The organism is Blastopirellula marina DSM 3645, from assembly GCF_000153105.1.
GTDB lineage: Bacteria > Planctomycetota > Planctomycetia > Pirellulales > Pirellulaceae > Blastopirellula > Blastopirellula marina.
In genome coordinates, this window is the sequence record NZ_CH672376.1 from 1,035,892 (window position 1) to 1,053,866 (window position 17,975).

At 57.7% G+C, this 17,975-nt stretch carries 15 protein-coding genes; 8 read left to right on the forward strand and 7 right to left on the reverse strand.

Annotated elements, in window-relative coordinates; all coding sequences use genetic code 11:
• Positions 1-19 precede the first annotated feature (19 nt).
• The 6 genes from DSM3645_RS05925 to DSM3645_RS30405 all read left to right on the forward strand — a co-directional run bounded on the left by DSM3645_RS05925 (position 20) and on the right by DSM3645_RS30405 (position 7,295).
• Positions 20-565, forward strand: coding sequence for a DUF4416 family protein (locus DSM3645_RS05925; RefSeq protein WP_002651158.1), 546 nt, complete (start codon positions 20-22; stop codon positions 563-565).
• Between the two features lie 83 nt (positions 566-648).
• Positions 649-1,812, forward strand: coding sequence for an MraY family glycosyltransferase (locus DSM3645_RS05930; protein WP_002651159.1), 1,164 nt, complete (start codon positions 649-651; stop codon positions 1,810-1,812).
• Positions 1,809-4,061 carry an O-antigen ligase family protein gene (locus DSM3645_RS05935; RefSeq protein ID WP_002651160.1) on the forward strand — a complete coding sequence of 751 codons (2,253 nt, stop codon included), beginning with the start codon at positions 1,809-1,811 and terminating at the stop codon, positions 4,059-4,061. The genes DSM3645_RS05930 and DSM3645_RS05935 overlap by 4 nt, the downstream gene beginning before the upstream one ends.
• A gap of 83 nt (positions 4,062-4,144) precedes the next feature.
• Positions 4,145-5,308, forward strand: coding sequence for a DUF1573 domain-containing protein (locus tag DSM3645_RS05940; protein WP_002651161.1), 1,164 nt, complete (start codon positions 4,145-4,147; stop codon positions 5,306-5,308).
• A gap of 104 nt (positions 5,309-5,412) precedes the next feature.
• On the forward strand, positions 5,413-7,065 hold the full coding sequence (locus tag DSM3645_RS05945) for a multiheme c-type cytochrome (protein ID WP_050769315.1): 1,653 nt from the start codon (positions 5,413-5,415) through the stop codon (positions 7,063-7,065).
• Positions 7,066-7,124: 59 nt separating this feature from the next.
• A complete protein-coding gene (locus DSM3645_RS30405) occupies positions 7,125-7,295 on the forward strand; it encodes a hypothetical protein (protein ID WP_154657800.1) in 171 nt (56 codons plus the stop codon).
• A 275-nt stretch (positions 7,296-7,570) separates the two neighbouring features.
• Here the strand turns inward: DSM3645_RS30405 and nirB are convergent, their stop codons facing one another.
• The 4 genes from nirB to DSM3645_RS05975 form a co-directional block, all read right to left on the reverse strand.
• Positions 7,571-10,573, reverse strand: a complete 3,003-nt coding sequence (gene nirB / locus DSM3645_RS05955; protein ID WP_002651165.1) for a nitrite reductase large subunit NirB — start codon at positions 10,571-10,573, stop codon at positions 7,571-7,573.
• Positions 10,574-10,823: 250 nt separating this feature from the next.
• On the reverse strand, positions 10,824-12,380 hold the full coding sequence (locus DSM3645_RS05965) for a TrkH family potassium uptake protein (protein WP_002651167.1): 1,557 nt from the start codon (positions 12,378-12,380) through the stop codon (positions 10,824-10,826).
• 40 nt (positions 12,381-12,420) lie between these two features.
• A complete protein-coding gene (locus tag DSM3645_RS05970) occupies positions 12,421-14,613 on the reverse strand; it encodes an alpha/beta hydrolase family protein (RefSeq protein ID WP_002651168.1) in 2,193 nt (730 codons plus the stop codon).
• A 133-nt stretch (positions 14,614-14,746) separates the two neighbouring features.
• A complete protein-coding gene (locus tag DSM3645_RS05975; protein ID WP_002651169.1) occupies positions 14,747-15,763 on the reverse strand; it encodes an aldo/keto reductase in 1,017 nt (338 codons plus the stop codon).
• 100 nt (positions 15,764-15,863) lie between these two features.
• Here DSM3645_RS05975 and DSM3645_RS05980 point away from each other — a divergent pair, with 100 nt between their 5' ends.
• Positions 15,864-16,136: a ribbon-helix-helix domain-containing protein gene (locus DSM3645_RS05980; protein WP_131282274.1), complete on the forward strand. Its 273-nt coding sequence runs from the start codon at positions 15,864-15,866 to the stop codon at positions 16,134-16,136.
• Between the two features lie 175 nt (positions 16,137-16,311).
• Entirely contained in the window at positions 16,312-16,641 is a 330-nt protein-coding gene (locus DSM3645_RS05985; RefSeq protein WP_002651171.1) for a PF20097 family protein, read from the forward strand.
• A gap of 2 nt (positions 16,642-16,643) precedes the next feature.
• Here DSM3645_RS05985 and trmB read toward each other — a convergent pair whose 3' ends face one another.
• The 3 genes from trmB to DSM3645_RS31775 form a co-directional block, all read right to left on the reverse strand.
• The gene (gene trmB, locus DSM3645_RS05990) at positions 16,644-17,288 is read right to left on the reverse strand and encodes a tRNA (guanosine(46)-N7)-methyltransferase TrmB (RefSeq protein WP_002651172.1); all 645 of its coding nucleotides are present in this window, start codon (positions 17,286-17,288) and stop codon (positions 16,644-16,646) included.
• 27 nt (positions 17,289-17,315) lie between these two features.
• Complete coding sequence (locus tag DSM3645_RS05995) at positions 17,316-17,810, reverse strand: 3-hydroxyacyl-ACP dehydratase FabZ family protein (RefSeq protein WP_002651173.1); 495 nt, start codon at positions 17,808-17,810, stop codon at positions 17,316-17,318.
• 61 nt (positions 17,811-17,871) lie between these two features.
• A complete protein-coding gene (locus tag DSM3645_RS31775) occupies positions 17,872-17,970 on the reverse strand; it encodes a 50S ribosomal protein bL37 (RefSeq protein WP_002651174.1) in 99 nt (32 codons plus the stop codon).
• Between the last annotated feature and the right edge of the window lie 5 nt (positions 17,971-17,975).

Consider the following 17,975-nt stretch of genomic DNA (forward strand, 5'->3'; position numbering starts at 1 on the left):
AACCGACTGCTGGAGAGACATGGGCGATCTCAAACCGCCGCGCTTCGTACTGCGGATTGTCGCCGCATTCAGCCGCCACGGCGAAGCGCTGGAGTGGGGAAAATCTCAGTTGGTCTCCCAGTGGGGACCGCTCGCGCTGGAGAGCCCTCACTTCGATCTGGTCGAGACCAACTACTACGACGACGAAATGGGATCTGGGCTAAAAAAATGCTTCTGGGCGTTCGAGGAATTGGCCGACAGTTCGACCCTCGCCGATTGGAAACATTCTTCCAACGCGCTCGAGGTTGAGTGTCAGCAGCTGTCGCGCTGGCCCGAAAGCCGACCGCTCAATCTAGATCCCGGCTATATCACCGAAGCAAAGCTGGTGTTGGCGACCACCAAAGATCGGAGCCACCGAATTTATTTGCGCGACGGCATCTTCGCCGAGATCACCCTCCAGTACTATCAAAAACGGTGGACCGGGGCCGCATGGACCTATCCCGACTACCAGCGGGCCGATTTTCAGGCCTTTTTTGACGAATGTCGCGGTTATTTGCGGCAACAATTGCGTCAAAACCCTGCGTAAGCCGGGGGAGGTATAAGCGCAGTGCGATGCCAACTAAAATGCAAACCAACTCATCTCACTTCCCTTACTGATCGGTTTCACGCGTGACCTGGAGCCCGCTCGTCGCTTTTTCGCTGATCGCAGCCGCGGTTATCCCCAGCTTTCTCATTTCTCTGGTGGCGACGGCCATCGTCAGAGCGAATGCGCATAAGTGGGGATTACTCGACCAGCCGAACCAACGCAAAGTACATGTGACACCCACGCCGCTCGGCGGCGGAATCGGTATCTGGGTTGGATTGGTCGGCACGCTGGCGCTGGCGCAACTGGCCGTCGGTCTGATTGGGAACCTGCCGATATCGGCAGGAGCCTGGCCGCCGGTCATTCAGTCGCTGGTCGAGATGGCTCAGCAACACTTGGACGGTTTCGTCCACCAATCGCTCAAACTGTGGGCATTGGTCGCGGGCGCATCGATCTTGATGATCATCGGGCTGATCGACGATCGGATCGGTTTATCCTGGAAAATCCGCCTGGCCGTACAAGTCGCGATCGCCGCCCTCTTTGTGATCGGATTTGACTGGAAGCTCAGCTTCTACGTCGATCTCCCTTGGTTGCAATACATCGTCTCGATTCTTTGGATCGTCGCGATGATCAACTCGTTCAACATGCTCGACAATATGGATGGGCTCTCGGCCGGAGTCGCGACAATCGCCGCGTCGATTATGGCGGCGGTGCTGTTGATCGCGCCCGATCCAGACTCGGCCGGACCGCAATTGTTTACGGCCGGTTTTTTACTGGTTCTCTCTGGCTCCATGCTCGGATTTTTGTGGCACAATCAACCGCCTGCGAAAATTTTTATGGGAGACGCCGGCAGCTATCTGATTGGGTTTTGCATCGCGATCATGTCGATCATCGCCACCTTCTCCGGTTATGGCGAAGGGTCGCGACATGCAGTGCTGGCTCCGCTATGCATTTTGGCGGTGCCGCTGTTTGATCTGGTCACCGTATTGGCGATTCGTATCCGCGAAGGAAGAAGTCCGTTTCAGCCTGACAAGAGTCACGTCTCACATCGACTTGTCGAACTTGGTTTCACCAAAACCCAAGCGGTGCTGACGATCTATCTGATGACGGCGACCTGCGGGTTGGGCGCGGTGTTATTGCATCGCGTCGATTGGGTCGGCGCCGTGATCGTGCTCTTGATGGAATTTTGCGTGTTGGCGCTGATCGGCGTCATTGAATCGACCGCTAGACGCTCTCGAAAAGATTCATGAAACGCCGCAATAAGTCGTCATCCTTTCCGCCGAGCCAGTCTTCGCGTGCGGCCAGCGCGCCGGCGCCGCCTGCATCTCCCGGTTCCGAATGGTTTTCGCTGCTCCTTTGCGGCTATGTCGCTTGCTTGACCGTGCTGACCCCGCTGATCGGCAGCGAAGGCCCGGTCGGTCGCGGAGTCGAGCTTCCGTGGGTCCTGATGTGGCTCTGGGCGTTGGCCTTATGGGCGATCGGCGGATTGCTGAGCGGCAAGTTGAGCATCGTCTGGTCGAAGTGGGAATCGCTGCTGTTGGCGCTGCTCGCCTGGTTGGCGATCGGCGTAACGATGGTCGCCGGCAGCGGCGAAGTTCGCCCGGCGATCAATCAGTTTTGGACCTACGCCGGCTTGGTCATCGCCTACTTTTTGTATCGGCAGTTGTTTCGCTCCGCTGCGCGCAAGCGTGCGTTGATCGCGATTGTGATTGCGACGGTGACGGTGTGCGCGACCTACGCGATCTATCAGTACCGGGTCGAAATCCCCCAGATGCAGGCCGATTATCTGGCGGACAAAGAACAAGGGCGGCGTGACGCAGGAATCGCCGGGGACGACGATGATCCTCAGGTGAGGAACTTTGAGTCGCGTCTCATGAGCACCGAACCGGCGTCGACCTTCACGCTGACCAACTCGTTGGCCGGATTTTTGGCGGTAGGTTTGATCATCACCGCAGGCGTCGCGATTCAACAGGTTCGAGCGCGATCGTATCTTCAAGCCGCCGTGTTAGCCGTCATCCTGTGTCTGCTCTGCGGGACGTTGATTTTGACGAAAAGCCGTACCGCCGTCTTGGCGGTCGTCGCCGGCATGGGACTGTGGGGGATATTGGCCAGCAGTTTGCGGCGGCATCTCCCTTGGAAATATCTGGTCGGCGGCGTGTTGCTGTTGGCGATTGCCGTTGGGGGCGGATTCGCCAGCGGACTGCTGGATCGCGAAGTTTTTACGGAAGCGCCCAAGTCGGTCCTGTATCGTTTGCAATACTGGCAAGGCGCGCTTGACGTCACTGCCGAACGCCCGCTGTTTGGCTGCGGTTTGGGCAACTTTCAGTCGTTCTACCCGCGCTATATGCCGGCTTCCGCCAGCGAGACGATCGCCGATCCGCACAACTTTTTGTTAGAGATCGCGGCGTCGGCCGGCGTTCCGGCGGTTCTCTTGTTGCTCGGCTTCATCGCGGTCTGGCTGCTCCGTTTTCCGACCGGAAGTCAAGCAGAGCCGACTCTCACGGCGGCGGAAGGGAGTCCTGAGCAAGCCCCGGATGCGAGCATCGTGCCGATCTTTGTGGGCGCGTTGGTTGCTTTTCTACTTGCGCCGCCGATTCGCGCCGTCATGCAAGGCGAGTCGCCGATCTGGATGATGTGGATCGGGCTTCCCTTGGCGCTGGCAGTCGCCGGGGCGACGTATGGTTGGTCGCGGCGGGGAACGTTGGATCTCTTGACGTTGCGCATCGCGGCGATCGTCTTGATGATCAATCTGCTAGCTGCCGGCGGCATTAGCTTTCCCGCGGTCGCGTTGTGGCTGTGGTTATTCTGGGGTTTGACGCTGGGGAGCGACAAAGATCAAACGCTGCAGCTCGAAGCGTTTTCGTCCCGTGCCGGAGTCGCATTGGCTGCTGTGGTGCTGCTGTACGGGATGGTGACGGTGGCGTTGTTTCCCGTCATGTCGTCGTTCACTTCTCTCTATGGCGTAGTTAATGAAACATTTTCGGAGCAGGTGCGACTGGCCAAGAAGGCGGCGGCGGCCGATCCCTATAGCGTGGACGGTCCGCAGATTTTAGCGAACGTCTATTTTCAAGCGTGGAAGTCGAGCCCCGTTCCTCCGAATGTCAACGGAGCGCAACAAGCAGTGGCCGAAACGCTGCGGCGCAGTCCGCGTAACGTCAGTCTGCAAAGTTGGATCGCGAACAATTACTGGGAGCTCTATCAAAAATATGAAGATCCCGCGATTTTGAAGTTGGCCATCGAACGCCAGGAAAGTGTCTGCCGCGACTTCCCCACTCGGGGGTATCACCATGTCGAACTTGCCCAAATGTACGCCGCCGCCGGCCGAAATCAGGAGGCCGCCCAGCAGGCGACCGAGGCGCTTCGGCTCGACGCAATGCATGACCATAGCGAGCTAAAGTTCGAAAATCGCCGTTTCGACGATGGCCGCTCGGTTTTGACGGTCATGCAAGAACTGGCCAATTCGGCGAGTACGGAGAAAAATCAAACTCCGAAGTCCTAATCCCCGGGCGCTCGGTTATCCTAGAAGGATTCCCTTTTCCCAAAATTCATTCTGAACACCTCCCGTTGTAGGAGCTGAGTCCGATGCGACCTTTGCTTGTTTTGGTTGCCAGTCTGTTCATCGGCGTTGCGATCGGCGCCGCTTCCACGCTCCCTCAGTGGACTGCGTCCAATGATTTTGGATCGGTCACGCAGCCGCAGGTCGAGCGCGTGCAATCGTCCGATGATCCGATGCCCAACGCGGTCATTGTCGGCGACGCCGTCTTCGAGTTTGGCAAAATGAATGTCGACGCGACCGAAAAGCATACTTTCCTGATTCGCAACGACGGCGATGCGCCGCTGCAATTAGAAGAGGCCGGCACCACGTGCAAGTGCACGCTCAGCACGTTGGCCAAGAAGATGATACCTCCCGGTGAAACGGTCGAGGTAGAGTTGGAATGGCACCCCATCGCCTACGCCGAGTCATTCATGCAAACGGCGACGTTGCGCACCAACGACCCGCGCAAACCAGAGCTGGAGCTACGCATTCATGGCGCCGTCGTGCGGGCCATCTACATGAACCCCAACGAAGTGAATTTTGGTCACGTCACCGCCGGCGACGACCTCTCAGCCGCCGTGGACGTCGTCTCGGTCGTCAGCGACGACTTCCAGCTGACCGGCGTCAAGTTGGTGGGCGACGATTCGGGCAAAGCGACGGCGAAGATTGTTCCACTCAGCGCCGAAGAATTAAAGGCGACCGACGGAGGCCGCAGCGGCGGCAAAGTAGAAATCTTTCTCCCGAAAGGTTTACCGATTGGCGCAACCAAGTTTCGTGCGGAAATTACGACCAACGATCCCGAAGCCAAAATGCTGACGTTGCCGATCTCGGTTCAAGTGGGGGGCGACATCAACTTCATCTCGGCGGTCAAGATTGACCAAGACAAGAATGTCATGATGCTAGGGACCGTCTCTGGCGAAAAAGGGAAAAAAGTCGTGGTCAATGTGTTGGTCAAAGGGCCCCATCGTGACGAGACCGAGTTGAGTATCGCGAAAGTGTTTCCCGATTTCATCCAGGCGAAATTGGGCGAGAAAAAGAAGCTGAACGAAACGGCTGTCCTCTATCCGCTCACGCTTTCGATCCCCCCCGGTACGCCATCGGCTTCCTTTTTGGCAGGAGAAACCGGCAAATTAGGTGAGATTCGCCTGGGAGTAAAGGGAAATCCACAAACCGAGGAAGTCAGCTTACGGCTCTATTTCGCGGTGGAGTAAATCGGGAAAATCCGGTAGAAGAAAGGGATTGTTGACCCCGCCTACGCCAGGGCGAAAGGAGGGGCCGCACCAATCGCGCACCTTTCGGCAAGCAGGGCCATTTCATGTTGACGATCCCAGTCCGCACTCTCCCAGCGACTCTGGTTCTCCTTACACTCACTTTTGCCTTGGTTATTGGCTGCCAAAAGACCGAGACGGGAGGGCCCGCAGCGCCGCCGACCAGCGCCGCTTCGCCGGTCGAAGTTGCGGTGACCAACGCGCCTAAGCAGTCGCCGCCGGCGATGGGTGAGGAAACGCCGCAGGATCCGCACATGGAAAAACCGGCTGCGACCGATTCTCCTGCGGCCAGCGAAGATCCTCCGCCGCTTCCCGCGCGGGAGCTGTTCGCCGGTTGGACCAAGCCGCGACTCGCTCTCTTTTTGACCGGTGAGCAGCATGGCTATATCGAGCCTTGCGGTTGCACCGGGCTCACCAATCAAAAAGGGGGACTCAACCGCCGCTTTACATTTTTGCAGCAATTGCGAGAAGAGCGGGGCTGGGACGTCGTCGCGCTCGACGCCGGTAATCAAGTCCGTCGATTTGGTCGTCAGGCCGAGATCAAATTTCAGACGACCGCCAATGCGATCAAGCAGATGAAATACGACGCGATCACCTTTGGTCCCGATGACCTGCGGCTTTCGGTGGACGAAGTCTTTGTCGCCGTCGCAGACCAAAATCCCGATAATGCTCGCTATTTCGCCGCCAACGCCAGCTTGCTGGGCGTCACTCCCCGCTATCGCATCCTCGAAAAAGATGGCTTGAAGATCGGCGTCACCGGCGTCTTTGGCGATAGCCGTCGCGGCGAGGTCGCGAATGATGAAGTCGAATTCCAGCCAGCGCTCGAAGGGCTAGCAGCGGTTTGGCCCGAGTTGGAAGCGGCCCAATGCGATTTGTACGTGCTATTGGCGAGCGCTTCGCTCGAGGAGAGCCGCGAGTATGCGCGGAAGTTTCCTGGTTTTCGCCTGATCGTATCGGCTGGCGGCGCCGGCGAACCGACCTTGGAGATGGAAAAGATCGAAGGGACCGACTCACAAATGGTTCAGGTCGGCGTCAAAGGCATGTTCGCCGGCGTCGTCGGCCTTTACGGCGACCATGCGGAAGAGCTGAAATACGAACGAGTTCCGCTCGACGCTCGTTTCCCCGATTCTGACGAGATGATGACCTTGCTGGCCAACTACCAACAGCAGCTTGAAGCGCTCGGTTGGGAAGGTCTGGGGATCAAACCGATCGAGCATCCGACCGGGCGCCAGTTTGTCGGCAGCCAGGTCTGCGGCGAATGCCATACGACGGCGATGGAGATCTGGGAAAATACGCCGCATGCACATGCGACGGAGACGCTTGTTCACCCGCCGGAACGTTTCGAAGTTGCGCGCAACTTTGATCCAGAGTGCATCGCGTGTCATGTCGTCGGTTGGAATCAGTCGCAGTACGTTCCGTACAAGTCGGGCTATCTCTCGCTTGAAGAAACGCCGCTGATGGCCGGCGTCGGTTGCGAAAACTGCCACGGTCCCGGCGCCGATCACGTCGCCGCCGAACAAGGCGAGTTGATGCTCTCGGATGAAAAGATCGCCGAGCTTCGCAAGTCGATGCAACTGCCGCTCGAAACGGCGCGTCAAACCTGCATCAAGTGCCACGACATCGACAACAGCCCTGACTTTCACCCAGCCGATACGTTTGACTCGTATTGGGAACAGGTCGAGCACTATGGGGTCGATTAGTCGGGACCGTTGGGCTCGCCAATGAACATGATGCAAGCACCAAGCGTTATGGTGATCATTTGAGCGTACGCGAGTTTGTGAACGCGGACGTGATTGCCCAAGGACTCTCGGCGTACGCACCGGAAGGCGCCGCGTTTGAGGCGGAACGAATCATGCTGGACCGTCTGCAAGAGTTGGCCGCGATGCGAAAATCGTTTGCTTGGGAAACAACGTTGGCGACACGAAGCTAGGCTCGATGGCTGAAAGAGCTAAAGTAGGCTACCGAACCTATTTGGTTTTCCTAGGGCTGCCAGACGAGAGCACTGCGATTAAACGAGTGGCCGCGAGAGTGGCGCGCGGCGGATCGCAACGAGAAACGAACGTCCAAGCGAGTGAGATATGGAAGACGATTCAATCACGAATAATCCGCTAGACGCGGACTATGACATCGCTCGGAAGTTTGACTCGCGTCGCTTTCGCTGAATCTCGACCCCGTCTGCAAAAGTTCCGCATTCCGCTTTTCTTTCTACGCTTCCGCCAATTGCAATGCTTTGACCGCGTCGCAGCCGCGGATGCAATGCTTGTCGGTTGCAAGTTCCGCGTCGAGGACCGTTTCTGGCGGCAGTTCTAAGTAGACGCCGTCCGCTTCGATCTTTACCGGGAAGGTTTTCACGGCGTATTCTTCGCCGGTCAGACATTCCCCCGATTCCAGTGAGAAGGTCTTTTTGTGCAGCGGACAAGCGACCTTCGGCGTTTCGCCGGCGGTGCCGATCATGCCGCGTGATAAGACGAACGCGTTCTTGTGCGGGCACATATTTTGGCACGCGTACCAATTTCCCTGGCTCGCGAAGTTGAAGACGGCGATCTGCGTTTGGCCATATTTGATCGCCGAGCCGCCATCGAGTGGGAAATCGGCGACTGCCCCTACGCGAACCCAACTGCGCAGATTGGCCTGGCCGTTGTGATCGATCGTTTCGCCGTTTAATCCCTTCAATTCGACCAGCGCGACGTTTTCTTTCGGCCAGTCGGCAGGCCGCGCTTGATCGCGCTGCTCGATCAGCTCGATATCCAGCTGATGCTCGTCGGTATTGGCGAACTGGCGGAACCACTTGCGCTTCTCCGGATTGTTCACCACTTCTTTCCATTCGCACTTGTAGGTGTCGACCAGATACTGCATCTGCTTTTCCAACTCTTCGGCGACCCCTAATTTGTCGTCGATGACGACGGCTTTCAGATGTTCGAGACCACCTTCCAGCTTCTCCATCCAGGTCGCGGTCCGCATCAATTTATCGGCCGTGCGGATGTAGTAAATCAGAAAGCGATCGATGTACGTGATCGCGGTCGCTTCGTCGATGTCGGCGATCAGTAGGTCGGCATGTCGCGGCTTGGTGCCGCCGTTGCCGCAGACGTAAAGGTTGTAGCCGTTCTCGGTTGCGATCAGGCCGACATCTTTGCACTGGGCTTCGGCGCACTCGCGGACGCAGCCAGAGACGGCGAACTTCAGCTTGTGGGGCGAACGGAGCCCGCGATATCGTTCTTCGATCGCGATCGCAAAGCCGACCGAGTCGCCGATGCCATAGCGGCACCAGGTCGAACCGACGCAGCTTTTGACCGTCCGCACCGATTTGCCGTAGGCGTGACCGCTCTCGAATCCGGCGTTGACCAGTTCTTCCCAGATCTCCGGCAGTTCGTACGCTTGAGCGCCGAACAGATCGACGCGTTGTCCGCCGGTGATCTTGGTGTAGAGCTTGTATTTTTTGGCGACTTCGCCCAGCACGATCAACTTCTCGGGCGTAATCTCGCCGCCGGGAACGCGCGGAACGACCGAGTAGGACCCGCCGCGTTGAATGTTCGCCAAGAAGCGATCATTCGAGTCTTGCAACGTTTGATGCTCCGGCTCCAGGATCTGATCGTTCCACAAAGAGGCCAGGATCGATGCGACCGCCGGCTTGCATATTTCGCAGCCGTGGCCACGACCATGTTGGGCGATCAGGTCGTTGAATGACTTGATCTCTTTTAGCTGGACGATCTCGTACAGCTCTTGTCGCGTGTGAGCGAAGTGTTCGCACAGGTCGGTGTTGGCGGCCTTGCCGGCCGCTTTCAACTCGGCGGCCAGCAGATCGGTGACCAGCGGCATGCAGCCGCCGCAACCGGTGCCTGCTTTGGTGCACATCTTTAAGTCGCCGACGTTGTCGATTCCTTCGTCACGAATCGCTTCGCAAATGCGTCCCTTGGTGACGTTGTTGCAGGAGCAAATCTGGGCGCTGTCGGGCATGTCGGCGACGCCGCCGATCGCGCTTTTGTCACCGCTGCCGCCGGCGCCGATCAAAGTCGCCGGATCGCAAGGCAAGGGAGCGTCGCTCTTGCTGAGGATCAGCAGCGTGCCGTAGTCAGAAGCGTCGCCGACCAGCATGCCGCCGAGCAAACGCGAGCCGTCCGGCGTAAATAACAGCTTTTTGTAGATCCCTTTGAATGGGTCTTCCCAGACGAGCGGTCGGGCTTCTTCGGCCGGCAAGTTGTACTGGCCAAAGCTGGCGACGTCGCAGCCCATCAGTTTGAGTTTGGTCGACATGTCGGCGCCATTAAACGTCCGCTCTTGTCCGCAGAAGTTGGCGGCGGCGATCTCGGCCATGTCATAACCAGGAGCGACCAGGCCATAGATCATGCCGGCGTACGACGCGATCTCGCCGATCGCGTAGATGTTTGGATCCGAAGATTGCAGACGCTCGTTCACGACGACGCCTCCGCGCTTACCCAGTTCGAGTTGCGAATCTTTCGCGAGTTCGTCACGCGGACGAATTCCGGCCGAGATGATAATCATGTCGACGTCCAGCGTCGTTCCGTCGGTAAAGAGGATCTGTTGCACATGACCATCGCCGCGGATCTCTTTGGTTCCTTTGTTCAGCAGCACTTTCAGGCCGAGTGACGTGATCTTCTCGATCAGCATCTTTGAGCCTGCTTCGTCCAGCTGGCGCGGCATGACGCGGCCGTTGTATTCAATAACGAACGTTTCCAGATCGAGATCATGCGCCGCTTTGGCCGCTTCTAACCCAAGGAGCCCCCCGCCGATCACAGCGCACCGCTTACTTTTCTTGCCGTATTCGATGATGCGTTCCAAGTCCTCGATCGTGCGATAGACGAAGACTCCGTGATGTTTCACGCCGGGCAGATCCGGGACAAACGGATACGAGCCGGTCGCCATCACAAGATGGTCATAGTGAATCGCCGCTCCCCGATCCGAATAGACGATTTGCGCTGCGCGGTCGATCCGATTGGCTCGATCGCCGATGTGCAGCTCGACTTCGTGTTGCTTGTACCAATCCAAGCGGGCGAGCATCAGCTTTTCGGCGTCGCGATGAGCGAAAAAGGAAGTCAGTCCGACCCGATCGTACGCGGCGCGCGGCTCTTCGCAAAACGTAACGATCCGATACCTTTGAGCGATGTCCATTTCGATCATGTTTTCGACGAATCGATGGCCGACCATGCCGTTGCCGACGACGACGATGGTTTGCGGATCGGGGGAGATCATGACTCTGCTCGTATCGAAAGAGGGGATGACTGGGAGAACGGGCCGCGGGGCCGTTCGTAGGAAAAGCAAGTCATGTGCCGCAGAAATCAGACTTGCGGCGCGCCGAAAGAGGCCTCGCTAACCATTGCAATGGAAGGAGGTTGCGCCGATGCGGACAAAGAATGGTCGCCGGTGACTCCGGAATGCTCAGCGAAGCGGAGCGTGCCGATTTCGCGGATGCCGCGCCGTTGTGCAGATGTCGCGTCGCCGATCAGGTCGTCGGGCGCCGCCATAAGCCGGGAGTAAAGATCACCAGCAGCGGGAAAATCTCAATCCGCCCCAGCAGCATCAGCGCGGTGAAAACCAGCTTGCTGCCGATCGAGAATCCAGAGAAGTTTTTTGACGGGCCAAGCGCGCCCAATCCAGGGCCGACGCCGTTGATACACGCGGCCACACCGGTCGCGCAGTCGAGCATCTTGACCGGCGGCGAGTGCCCCGCTTCGAGCCAGGCCTGGTCGGGCTCGAGAAACAGCAGCATCATCCAAGCGGTGATAAAAACGAAGCCGATCATGCCGAAATAGATGAAGACTTCGTTCGTCAATTCGTCGGAATCTTCGACCGCTTTGCCGTTCAAACGCATCGTGGTGATCAAACGCGGGCGAAACGTCTTCAGCATGTAAATGTAAAGGGACTTCCAAAGCACGACGTGACGAATCACCTTCAAGCTGCAGCTGGTGCTGCCGGCGCAGCCGCCGACGAACATAATGACAAACAACATGCCGCGGCTGAATTCGTTCCAATGGTCAAAGTCGTTGGTGCCGAAGCCGGTATTGGTTTGGACCGAGATGACATTGAAGTAGCTATAACGGAACGCGGTCCCGACATCCGGAAAGTCATGATGCCAAAGTCCCGCGATCATCACGGCGCCGATGACGCCGAACAGGATCGCGAGATAGGCCCAAAGTTCGGTATTGATCCAAAGCCGAGTCCATTGACCCAGCAGCACCGCGTACAGCAGCGAGAAGTTGACGCACGCGATCATCATGAACGTGCCGATCGTCATTTCAATCGTGATATTCTGGAAATGAGCGACGCTGGCGTTGTAGGTGGAAAGTCCGCCGGTGGCGATCGTGCCGAAGGAATGACAAAGCGCATCAAACAGGTTCATCCCTTCGATCATCAAGAGGATCGTGAGGATGACGTTCAGCCCGACGTAGATTCCGGCGAAAATCCAGGCGCTATGTTGCGAACGGGACGTGCCGACTTCTCCCTGCGGACCGACTGATTCGGTCATCAGCAGCGCCTTGCCGGCCGATCCTTGACCGAGCAGCGCGACAAACAGCACCATGATTCCGAGGCCGCCGACAAAGTGGGTCTCGCTGCGCCAGAAGAGCAGGCACTTCGGCAGCATGCTCTCGTCTTCGATGTCGTTCATGATCGTCGCGCCGGCTCCGGTAAAACCCGACGCCGACTCAAACAGATCATCGACGACCAAGCGTACGATGCGCTCGCGGCTATCGCTCCCTTTGACATGTCCCAAGATAAAGGGGAGGGCGCCGACAAAGGTAAAGATCAACCAGCTGATTCCGACAATCGCAATCGCTTCGCGACGATAGAGAGGCCCGTGCGCGTTGCGCCCGGCCAGCAACATGCCGCCGCCGAGCGTCGCCGCGATCGCCGCCGACGACAAGACGGCGAAAAAACCGCGAGTATCAAAATGCGCGCCATGTCCCAGCCAAGGGATGGCCCATGGCAGCGCAAACAACATCGCCGCCGCTAAGAGCAGCGTCACGACGCCCAGGTACTTGCTAAGCAGCGGTAGATTCATCGTTGAATCATAAAGCGAGAGGCGAAAGCCTTTCGCAAGGCTATTTTTGTAACGCTGCTTCTACGCCGGGAACGTCGGCGGCGCCGGCGGGGATTTCTAGCTTGGCGCCGACAAACGCGTCGCCGATCGGTTCAAAGCGTCCCCCCAGATTTTCGGCCAAAAAGGCTTCGGTCACGGCGTTGAACGCGAAACGATTTTCCGGTTTCGCGAAACCGTGCCCTTCTTCAGGGAACAGTACGTACGTGACGGGGATATTTTTCTCTTCCATCGCTTTGACAATCTGATCCGCTTCGGCTTGTTTGACCCGCGGGTCGTTGGCGCCTTGGCCGATCAAAAGCGGCTTGGTGATCTTGTTGACAAAGTTGAGCGGCGAACGGCTATTGAGGAATTTGATTCCCTCTTCGCTCTCATGATCGCCAACGCGATCCTTCATCACCGGCATGAACGGCATCCAATAGGGCGGGACGTTGTTCAGCAGCGTCACTAAGCTTGACGGGCCGACAATGTCGACGCCGCAGCAGAACTTCTCAGGCGTGTAGGTCAAGCCAACCAACGTCGCGTATCCGCCGTAGCTGCCGCCCATGATCGCGACCTTGTCGGGATCGGCGATTCCCTGGGCGGTCGCCCAATCGACGGCGTCCAGCAAATCGTCATGCATCTTGCCGGCCCACTCTTTGTTGGCGGCGTTCAAAAAGTCTTTGCCAAACCCCGTCGAACCGCGATAGTTGACCGAGAGGACCGCGTAACCACGGTTGGCCAGTAGTTGATGCATCGGGTTAAAACCCCAGTCATCGCGAGCCCAAGGTCCGCCGTGGACATCCAGCACCAGCGGCAGCGGCTGGGTCGTCTTGATGCCGCCGTCGGGGTTCGAGCCTTTCGGCAACGTCAGATAGCTGACCAGCTTCAAGCCGTCGCGAGCGTCGATCACCACCGGGTGCATCTTGACCAGCGGCAGCTCGGCTAGTTCGGGCTGACTCGAGAACAGGAACTCCGCCTTCTTCTCGTCGCCGCGATGGTACAGATAGAAGTCGATCGGGCCGTCATCACGCACGTAGGCGACGGTCCACAGATCGTCTTTCAGCGTGCGGCTGGTGACTTGGATTTCGCCATCTTCTTGTTCTTTGAGAAACGCAAAGTCGGCTTCCAGCGATTTATCCAAAATGTCCCACGTTTGCCGTTCGTAGTTAAAGGCGACCGCTTGGATCGTTTTTTCGGTCGGGTGAGTCAGCACGCCGGAGATGTCGGCTTTGTCATTCTCGGCGATCAGCTTCTCTTCGCCGGTCTTGAGATCCAGCGACTTGAGCGCGGCGGTGTTCCGATCGCGGCTGTCGTACATATACGCAATGTCGCCGCTTTTGTCGAAGCCGGCGATGCCGGTCGTCATCGCGTCGGCGGCGTCGATCTTCAGGAACTCTTTCCAGTCTTCTTTGCCGTCGGTTTCGGTCGGCGTCAGATACATCTGACCGGCGTCCGGCGTGTAGGTCATCGCAAAGCGGACCTTGTAGTTGTCATCGGTCAAAAAGCCGGCGAAGCCGGGGTTCTCTTGCAGCAGTTCTTTTTCGCCGGTCTCGACATTCAGACGATACAGGTCATGCAATTGCGGGTTGCGATCGTTCAGCCCGATCAATATCTCGTTGGGGAAGTTCTCGCTGACGTTGTCAATCTCGGCACGAATTTTTTCGAGCGGCGTGAGGTCTTTGATTTCGTCCGTCGTCAGATTGACGGCGTAGATGTGGAAGTTTTCGTCCCCATCCTTGTCTTGCGTATACAGCACATGGTTGTTGGTGTACGACCAGCTAAAGCTGCGAATGCCGCGATGCGTGTCCTCGGTAATCGGTTTGGCGTCTTTGCCCAGCGATGCGGACGAGCCGACCCAGACGTTGAGCACGCCGTCGACCGGCGCCAGATAAGCAAGCTTCGTTCCATCGGGGCTCAAACGCGCACGGGCTTTCTCGGGATTGCCAAAAAACTTGCGGCGAGGGATCAACGGCACGTCGCTCATATCGAAGGCTTTCTTCTCGGCAGTAGGTTGGGTGGCTTCCGGTTTCATCTCGGCGGGCTTTTTCTCAGGCGTCTCGGCCGGTGGGGCGGTTTCGCCCAAGGAGATGTCTGGCGCACTGACATTCGACGCCGGCGAAGATGCTTGGTCAGACGAAGGAGTACATCCGCCGAGCGCCGCGAGCGTCGAAATCCCTAGCGCCAAGTTACAGAGCAGCCGTTGCAGATCAGTCATGATGAGGTCCCTTCCGTGATGGCCGGCCGCCAAAGATCGGCGGCCCGTTCAACTTTACCCAACTCGCAGCGTCTATCAGGATAAAGGATCGCAAGCAGCAAGCCAACGGAGGGAGCGACTTTCTGGCGGGATGCTAACTTTTGCCAACTTGGACCGCGCCGCCCATATTGGCGATGCCGGGACCATAATACTGCTTCCCTAATGGCAAGATCATCGGCTCTTCATACGGCCGATGCGGCAGCATCGTTGCGAGTTCGTGCAGTTGTTCCAGCGTTTCCGGCTCTAGCGGCCCTAGTTTCGCGCCGTTGACGCTTGCTTCTAACTGCTGTCGCGTTTTGGCGCCGATCAGCACCGTCGAAATATCGGGGTTACTCAGCACAAAGCGAAGGCAAAGTTCGGGCAAATCGAAACCGGTCTCTTCGACAAACGTATAAAGCCGCAGCAATTGTTCGCGGCGGCGGCGGCTCATCCAGTAGGGGCGATCTAACACTTCTTTGTCGAACCGTCGACTCAAAAAGCCTTGCCCCAGCGCCGAGCCGATGATGACGCCCATCCCTTGCTCTTTGGCCGCCGGCAGCAGTTCTTCTTCCGCTTCGCGAAAGAGCAGATTGTAGTTGAACGCCGTCAGCAACACGTCGAACAGACCGGTGCGGACCAGCGACGTCATCTCGGCGACGGTGGTGCCGGCCAGGCCGATCGCTTTCACCTGGCCTGACGCTTTCAGCTCTTGCAGCAGATCGAGGACCGGGCCAGCGAGGGGGCGAAAACTGTTCCACCAGTTGTATTGCAACGGACGATCGGGCTCATGAATCAGCAGGATGTCGATCTGGTCGCGACCCAGCAAGCGGCGGCTTTCGGCCAACGATTCTTTCAGTTGGGCGACGTTTTGCGGATCGAAGGGCGTTGGTCGACCGCCAAACTTGGTCGAGACGATGAACGGCTTGCCCGACTCTTGCAGCGCTTTGCCGAGCGTCGCTTCACTGTCGGCGTAGGCGGGCGCGGTGTCGCAGTAGTTGATTCCCATTTCGGCCGCGGCCGACAACAGTTGGACGGTTTCGTCCCCTCCGCCCCCCAAAGAGGACGTATATAGTCCGCCGAGCGACAATTCGCTGACTTGAATTCCGGTGTGACCTAACGGGCGAAGTTGCATGAGCGGAGCTTACCTGCGAAGAAGATTCGGCGGAATACGTTGTTTAGCATAGAATAATGAGAGCCGATTTACCAATTCACCGGTTTGGATGAGTGTCGCCATGGACCTACGGTTAAGCGAAAAAACCGAGTCGCTGATTCAAAAGCATCTGGCCAGCGGCAAGTACGACAGCCCGCAGCAGATTGTGGAGGAGGCGTTGGAGCAGTTTGACCAACAGGCGGCGGCCCTGGCGGAAGTGAATGCAAAGCTAGAGGTCGGCCTCGCGGATTTGCGTGCTGGGCGCTTTCGGGAGATCCGTACGGAGGAAGATGTTGCGTCGCTGAAGAAAGACGTATTTCAAAGGATTAAAGAACGTCATGAGCTGGGGGGCTAAATGTTCTATCAGCTCTCGGCGGCTGCGGAATCCGATCTGGATGAAATAGTAAACTATCTTTTCGGCGAAGTATCCTCGGGAATTACGTCGTCTTTTATTTGCCGTTGAATGCTGGAATTGAAATAGCCCGTATTCTTCACGGCAATCGTGACATCGCAGCGCTATTGCAGAAGCCATGACTGACTCTTCTAAAAACAGCGACGCCGAGAACCCCTTCGCTTCGCCCCATCGCGATTCGCCGGACCGACCGGTTCGCGATTGCCCCGACTGCGCGGCGCCGATGGAGTACGGGATGATTACTTCTTACGCGCCGATTAAGTGGCGCATTCTGGATCGTTCGATGCTTGAACGCATATTGGCCGGCGGCGATGAGCCGGTGGTCGGTTCGGACTTCGCACTGCGCCTGGGACCGTTTCGCAGCGACAGTTTTCGCTGCCGAATGTGCGGGATGATCATCATCGCGCCGCGTAGTGAACAGCCAGAGAAGGAGCCGAAGAAGGCGTAGCGTTACGCCGGCTTCCGGAATTCGCTGCGGAAGACGTCGAGGTCGTTCTTGCGCATGCGGCGTTCAAAGTGGGTGCGGTAATCGAGATCGTGCTCGGCGGGACGTTCGTCCACCGGCAGCGGCCCTGCGAGCTGCGTATTGTCATGCAGTAACTGGACCGTCATGTCAAAGTACTCTTCGACATCGGTCCAGAAGTGCAGGATACCACCGGGAATCAGCACGCGCTCAATCTCTTTCGAGAAAGTCTCGTTCATCACGCGACGGCGATGGTGACGCTTCTTCCACCAAGGATCGGGGAAATAAACATGCACTGCGGCGGCTGTTGCGTCGGGAATAACCTCGGGAAAGAGCTTCTGCCCATCGCCGTGAATCATGACGGCGTTGGTGCGACCTTCTTTCGCCAGGCGATAGCCGGCGAATTCGGCGTACTTGAAAGCGATCTCGATCCCGAGAAAGTCGCGCTCAGGCGATCCAGCAGATGCGTTGCGCAGGAACAATCCCTTGCCGCAGCCGACTTCGATTTCTAGCGGAGCGATTCGCCCGAACAGCGCTTCAGGGTCCCAAGGACGCGGCACTAGTTCGGCCGTGCGAAAGTTGCGACTGAAGTCGACGCTGGGATTGAGTTTCGGAAGCGTTTTGCGGCCCATGATGAACTACGAAAGAGACGGGGCCGATTACAGATTTTTCGGAAGAGGAACGCCGCGGATCTCTCCCTCGCAAACCAGGCGTTCGTCAATGAACGCCTGAAAACGGCAAACGATGATCCGACCGGCGCGGCCTTTGGTCTTTTGCAGCACGATCACCAAGCGTTTGCCTGGTTGTACGATGCCGCGAAATTTGACCTGATCGAGTCCGCCGAACCCGAGCTGATAGTCGCCCATCAGGTTGTGGCGCGTGACGTACCACGAGCTGACCTGAGCGGCCGCTTCGCACATCAAAACGCCAGGCATCAGCGGAAAACCAGGCATATGTCCACGAACCCAGAATTCATCTTCCGTCAGATCCAAGTATCCGACGCAGATGTCTTTCTCGGTGTCTTCGTAGACGATCGCCGTCAACTGCTCCATTTCGAAGCGTTGAGGGTTCAACTCGCGAATCGCTTCAATATCAGCGATGACGGTGTTGCAGTCGATCGTCGCGGGATCGAGGATGTATTCTTCGCGCGGCACGGCGCCACACTCCTCCGCAGGCGGTCAGCGAAACTTGAAAATCCCAACAAGCGGGACGAGACTAGGTCTTGATCGAGCGACGTTTGGCTTTGCGGGCTTTGGCGCTGGCAGGACGTGCGCCATGATTGGCTTTTTTCAATTTGCGGTGCGGTTTGGCCATTTTCT

What these genes read in the sequence shown, in the direction of transcription:
- DSM3645_RS05925 (WP_002651158.1), top strand. Translation starts at nt 20, where the DNA reads ATGGGCGATCTCAAACCGCCGCGCTTCGTACTGCGGATTGTCGCCGCA.
- DSM3645_RS05935 (WP_002651160.1), top strand. Translation starts at nt 1,809, where the DNA reads ATGAAACGCCGCAATAAGTCGTCATCCTTTCCGCCGAGCCAGTCTTCG.
- DSM3645_RS05940 (WP_002651161.1), top strand. Translation starts at nt 4,145, where the DNA reads ATGCGACCTTTGCTTGTTTTGGTTGCCAGTCTGTTCATCGGCGTTGCG.
- DSM3645_RS05945 (WP_050769315.1), top strand. Translation starts at nt 5,413, where the DNA reads ATGTTGACGATCCCAGTCCGCACTCTCCCAGCGACTCTGGTTCTCCTT.
- nirB (WP_002651165.1), bottom strand. Translation starts at nt 10,573, where the DNA reads ATGATCTCCCCCGATCCGCAAACCATCGTCGTCGTCGGCAACGGCATG.
- DSM3645_RS05965 (WP_002651167.1), bottom strand. Translation starts at nt 12,380, where the DNA reads ATGAATCTACCGCTGCTTAGCAAGTACCTGGGCGTCGTGACGCTGCTC.
- DSM3645_RS05970 (WP_002651168.1), bottom strand. Translation starts at nt 14,613, where the DNA reads ATGACTGATCTGCAACGGCTGCTCTGTAACTTGGCGCTAGGGATTTCG.
- DSM3645_RS05975 (WP_002651169.1), bottom strand. Translation starts at nt 15,763, where the DNA reads ATGCAACTTCGCCCGTTAGGTCACACCGGAATTCAAGTCAGCGAATTG.
- DSM3645_RS05980 (WP_131282274.1), top strand. Translation starts at nt 15,864, where the DNA reads ATGGACCTACGGTTAAGCGAAAAAACCGAGTCGCTGATTCAAAAGCAT.
- DSM3645_RS05985 (WP_002651171.1), top strand. Translation starts at nt 16,312, where the DNA reads ATGACTGACTCTTCTAAAAACAGCGACGCCGAGAACCCCTTCGCTTCG.
- trmB (WP_002651172.1), bottom strand. Translation starts at nt 17,288, where the DNA reads ATGGGCCGCAAAACGCTTCCGAAACTCAATCCCAGCGTCGACTTCAGT.
- DSM3645_RS31775 (WP_002651174.1), bottom strand. Translation starts at nt 17,970, where the DNA reads ATGGCCAAACCGCACCGCAAATTGAAAAAAGCCAATCATGGCGCACGT.